Here is a 4,226-nt window from a genome sequence, read left to right as displayed (position 1 = left end):
GCCATCACCGAGGCGGTGCGCACGGTGGACCTGCGTGGCGCCCGCCGCCTGTCTCCCTTTACGGTGCCGTCCTTCCTGGTGAACCTCGCGGCGGGCCACATCTCGATCCGTCATGGCTTCAAAGGTCCACTCGGCGCACCGGTGACGGCGTGCGCGGCAGGCATCCAGGCGATCGGCGACGCCGCCCGCCTGATCCGCGCCAACGAAGCCGACATCGCCGTGTGCGGCGGAACGGAAGCGTGCATCAACACCGTCAGTCTCGGCGGTTTCGCCGCCGCTCGTTCTCTTTCAACCGGCTTCAATTGGGCGCCGGCCCAAGCCTCGCGCCCTTTCGACACATCGCGCGACGGCTTCGTCATGGGCGAAGGGGCCGGCGTGCTGGTCATCGAGGCGTTGAGCCACGCGTTGGCGCGCGGCGCAAAACCGATTGCTGAGCTCGTCGGCTACGGCACGACGGCGAATGCCCATCACGTCACCTCCGGGCCAGAGGACGGCGACGGCGCGCGCCGGGCCATGCAGATCGCGATTGCCCAGGCAGGGATTTCGCCACGCGACGTTCGTCATCTCAATGCGCATGCGACCTCCACGTCAGTCGGCGACCTGGGTGAGATCGAAGCGATCAAGAGCGTGTTCGGGCGCGATTTCGCGATAGCTGTCAGTGCCACGAAATCGGCGACCGGACACCTGCTCGGAGCGGCCGGCGGGCTTGGTGCGATCTTCGCAATCCTGGCGCTCAGGGATCAGGTCGCCCCGCCAACCCTCAACCTGGGCGAGGCCGATCCGGCCGGCGACGGAATCGACTTCGTCGCCAACGCACCCCGGCCCATGGAGATGGAGTACGCGATCTCCAATGGCTTCGGCTTTGGCGGCGTGAATGCCAGCGCCCTGTTCAGACGCTGGAACTAGCGGTGGCCAGACGCAGTCATGACCGACGCCCTTTGCCCCGGCCTATCTCAATGCTTTTCCCAATCCGATCCAACGCAAAGAAGGATATGATTTCCATGAACAAGACCAGTCCCGGCGTCGCCCTTGTCACAGGGGCATCTTCCGGCATCGGGCGCGCTACCGCCGACGCCTTGCTCGGCGCTGGCTTTCGCGTCTTCGGAACCAGCCGTCGCACGGCCTCACAGCAATCCGCCGGCGTGACCATGCTGACCTGCGACGTGACCGACGACGCGTCCGTCGCGACAATGGTCGATGACGTTCTGGCCGCGGCCGGACGCATCGACGTGCTTGTCAACAATGCCGGCATGGGGCTGTTTGGCGGCGCGGAGGAGTCCTCGACCGCCCAGGCCAAGGCGCTGTTCGACGTGAACGTCTTCGGCGTCTTGCGCGTGACCAACGCGGTGCTGCCGGCAATGCGGCGCCAAGGGAAGGGCAGAATCGTAAATTTGAGCTCGGTACAGGGGTTCATCCCCGCTCCCTATTTCGCGCTTTACTCGTCGACCAAACACGCCATCGAAGGGTATTCCGAGTCGCTCGATCACGAATTGCGCCCCTTCGGCATTCGCGTTTCGCTGGTGGAGCCCGCCTATACCCGCACATCATTCGAGGACAATCTTGCCGCCCCCGACCGGTCGCTCGAAATCTACGACTCCGCGCGCGCCGGGATGACTATGTCAGTGCGGAAATCGATGGAAAAAGGCGATGCGCCCGAAGTGGTCGCCAAGACCATTTTGGCAGCAGCGACCGATCCCGCGCCGAAGAAACGCTATGCGGCGGGAAAAATGGCGCGCCAGGTCAGTTTCCTGCGCCGTTTCGTCCCCGCATCCGAATTCGACAAGAGCCTGCGCAAGCAGCTTGGGTTGCCGGTCTGAAATCGGGCGCTGCCTTGGCGCGTCAGCGAGCAGCCGCCTGTTTCTCGAGCCTGCGGGCGTATTGCGTCAGCGGAAAGCACATGACGAAGAAGATCAGCGCCACCAGCCCGTATACCTTGAACGGTTCGAAGGTCGCATTGTTGATGGCGTTGGAGGTCCGCACCAGCTCCTCGAAGCCGATGATCGAGGTGAGCGCCGTCGATTTGATCAGCTGCACCAGGAAGCCGACGGTGGGTGCGCGGGTGATCGAAAACGCCTGCGGCAGGATGATCAGCCTGAGTTCCTGCAGATAGTGCAGGCCGAGGCTGGCACCGGCGTCCCATTGACCGAGGGGTAGCGCCGCGACGCCGGAGCGCCAGATTTCGGCGAGATAGGCGCTGGCGAAGAAGGTGAGGCCGAGCGCCGCCGCCGTCCAGGGTTCGATGCGCAGACCAAGCATCGGCAGGCCGAAGAACATCAGGAACAGCTGCATCAAGAGCGGCGTCCCCTGGAACAGGGCGATGTAGCCGGAGGCGACACGCCGGCTCCATTTGTTCTCAGCGATCCTGAAGAACAGCACGATCATGCCGACGATGCCGCCGCCGATAAAGGCGGCCAGCGATAGCAGCACCGTCCAGCGGGCGGCGAGCAGTAGGTTGCGCACGATGTCCCAGAAGGTGAACTCGATCATGACACACCGGCTCCGAGCGCGCGGCGCCCGCCTGACACCAGCAGCCGGCGCAAGGCCATCGACAGAGCGAGATAGACCAGCGTCACGACGAAATAGGTCTCGAAGGAGCGGAAGGTGCGTGCCTGCAGCATGTCGGCCTCGTAGGTCAGCTCACGCACGGCGATCTGCGACACGACGGCGGACTCCAGCATCATGATGACGATCTGGCTGGTGAGCGCGGGGTAGATGATCTTGAGCGCCTGCGGCAGCACGATCTTGACGAACACCTGGCGTGGCCGCAGCCCAAGGGCCAGCGCTGCTTCCGTCTGCCCGCCGGGCACGGCGTCAAGCCCGGCGCCGACGATCTCGATGGTGTAGGCCGCCATGTTGAGCGTCATCGCCAGCATGGCGGCCAGGAGCGGGTCGAGCCGGACGCCCAGGCTGGGCAGCCCAAAGAAGATGAAGAACAACTGCACCAGGAACGGCGTGTTGCGCATCACCTCGACATAGCAGGCGATTGCCCGCTTGAGCAGCACCGGGCCGTTTCGCCGCCCCGCGGCACCCAGGATGCTGAGCAGCGTTCCGGCCAGCGTGGTCACGGCGATCAGCAGGATCGTCGTGGCCGCGCCATGCGCGATGTCGCCCAGGGCACCCGGGAGCCAGCCAAAGGCCACGGAAACTCAATCCTTGAGATTGTCGGGATTGAGCGGCGTCTTCAGCCAGGCTTTCGAGCTTTCGTCCAGCTTGCCGTCGGCCAGCATCTTGGCGACCGCATCGTTCACGGCCTTCTTCAGGCCGTCTTCGTTCTTGTTGAGGCCGATATGCGAGGGCGAGGTCAGAAGCTGGAACTTCTGCTCCGGCTTCAGTGCGTCCTGCTTGGCCAGCACCTGCGCGCCGACATCGTTGCCGACGACCATCAGCTGCGTCTGGCCGGAGATGAAGGCCTGGATCACCGAATTGTAGTTGTCGAAGCGCTTGATGTCGGCCGATGCCGGTGCTGCCTCGGTGAGCGAGGTGTCTTCCAGCGTGCCGCGATTGACGGCGATCGACTTGTCGGCGAGGTCTTCCTTGCCTTTGACGGCAAGCGCTGCCGGACCGATCACGGCGATGTAGTAGGGCGCGTAGGCAGCGGCGAAGTCGATGACCTGCTCGCGTTCCTTCGAATAGCCGACGCTCATCAGCAGGTCGACGCGATGATCGTTCAGATACGGGATGCGGTTCTGGCCGGTGACGGCGATGGGATTGAGCTTCACCTTGAGCGTATCGGCGATGTATTGCGCGACATCCATGTCATAGCCCTTGAGGCTCATGTCGGCGCTGGCCGAGGAGAAGGGCGGAAAGTCGGCGAAGACGCCGACATTGATGGTGCCGGCCTTGGTGATGTCCGCCAGCGCATCGGCGCTAGCGGCCTGAACTGCGAGGCCGAAACCGGCCGTGCCGAGCATCAGCACGGCGGCGATGGAGGCAAATGTCTTACGGATTGTCATTGTCATTCCCCTGTCTGGAAGCTTTGTTTGTTCGGGTCGGCCGCCGGCTCCAGCGCGGCGGCTGCCTTTGCTTTTCTAGACGTCAGGCGCCCTTGCCTGTTATCGCCGGGCTGAACACCATCAGGCTCAGTATCTCGAACAGCACCTGTGCGGCGGCATGCGCCGTGTTGGTGGTCGAGTCGTATTGCGGCGCCACCTCGACGACGTCGCCGCCGACGATGTTAAGACCTTTGAGGCCGCGCAGCAGTTCGAGCACTTCGCGCGTCGTCAGAC

6 protein-coding genes are annotated in these 4,226 nt (G+C 64.0%); 2 read left to right on the top strand and 4 right to left on the bottom strand.

Annotation, left to right across the window (positions count from 1 at the left end; genetic code table 11):
* Together EN994_RS20260 and EN994_RS20255 are read left to right on the top strand one after the other, a co-directional pair.
* On the top strand, positions 1-906 hold a 906-nt coding region (locus tag EN994_RS20260), incomplete at its 5' end, for a beta-ketoacyl-ACP synthase (protein ID WP_127307754.1).
* 95 nt (positions 907-1,001) lie between these two features.
* On the top strand, positions 1,002-1,817 hold the full coding sequence (locus EN994_RS20255; RefSeq protein WP_063170427.1) for an oxidoreductase: 816 nt from the start codon (positions 1,002-1,004) through the stop codon (positions 1,815-1,817).
* 22 nt (positions 1,818-1,839) lie between these two features.
* On the opposite strand, the gene EN994_RS20250 is transcribed toward EN994_RS20255, so the two are convergent.
* The 4 genes from EN994_RS20250 to EN994_RS20235 form a co-directional block, all read right to left on the bottom strand.
* Positions 1,840-2,487, bottom strand: coding sequence for an amino acid ABC transporter permease (locus EN994_RS20250; RefSeq protein ID WP_024502056.1), 648 nt, complete (start codon positions 2,485-2,487; stop codon positions 1,840-1,842).
* Complete coding sequence (locus EN994_RS20245) at positions 2,484-3,140, bottom strand: amino acid ABC transporter permease (protein WP_024502057.1); 657 nt, start codon at positions 3,138-3,140, stop codon at positions 2,484-2,486. Before EN994_RS20245 ends, EN994_RS20250 begins: the two co-directional genes overlap by 4 nt.
* A 6-nt stretch (positions 3,141-3,146) precedes the next feature.
* Positions 3,147-3,953 (bottom strand): transporter substrate-binding domain-containing protein, encoded by an 807-nt coding sequence (locus EN994_RS20240; RefSeq protein WP_013528437.1) that lies wholly within the window; start codon positions 3,951-3,953, stop codon positions 3,147-3,149.
* An 82-nt stretch (positions 3,954-4,035) separates the two neighbouring features.
* Positions 4,036-4,226: arginase family protein (locus EN994_RS20235; protein ID WP_206530428.1), on the bottom strand; the 191-nt coding region annotated here is incomplete at its 5' end.

Origin of the sequence: Mesorhizobium sp. M7A.F.Ca.CA.002.09.1.1 (genome assembly GCF_003998555.1) — a bacterium.
GTDB lineage: Bacteria > Pseudomonadota > Alphaproteobacteria > Rhizobiales > Rhizobiaceae > Mesorhizobium > Mesorhizobium ciceri.
Note: the sequence above shows the minus strand (reverse complement) of the source record. Positions and strands in the feature narration are given on the sequence as shown.

Coding starts and splice junctions, on each gene's coding strand:
- EN994_RS20255 (WP_063170427.1), top strand. CDS start 1,002: ATGAACAAGACCAGTCCCGGCGTCGCCCTTGTCACAGGGGCATCTTCC.
- EN994_RS20250 (WP_024502056.1), bottom strand. CDS start 2,487: ATGATCGAGTTCACCTTCTGGGACATCGTGCGCAACCTACTGCTCGCC.
- EN994_RS20240 (WP_013528437.1), bottom strand. CDS start 3,953: ATGACAATCCGTAAGACATTTGCCTCCATCGCCGCCGTGCTGATGCTC.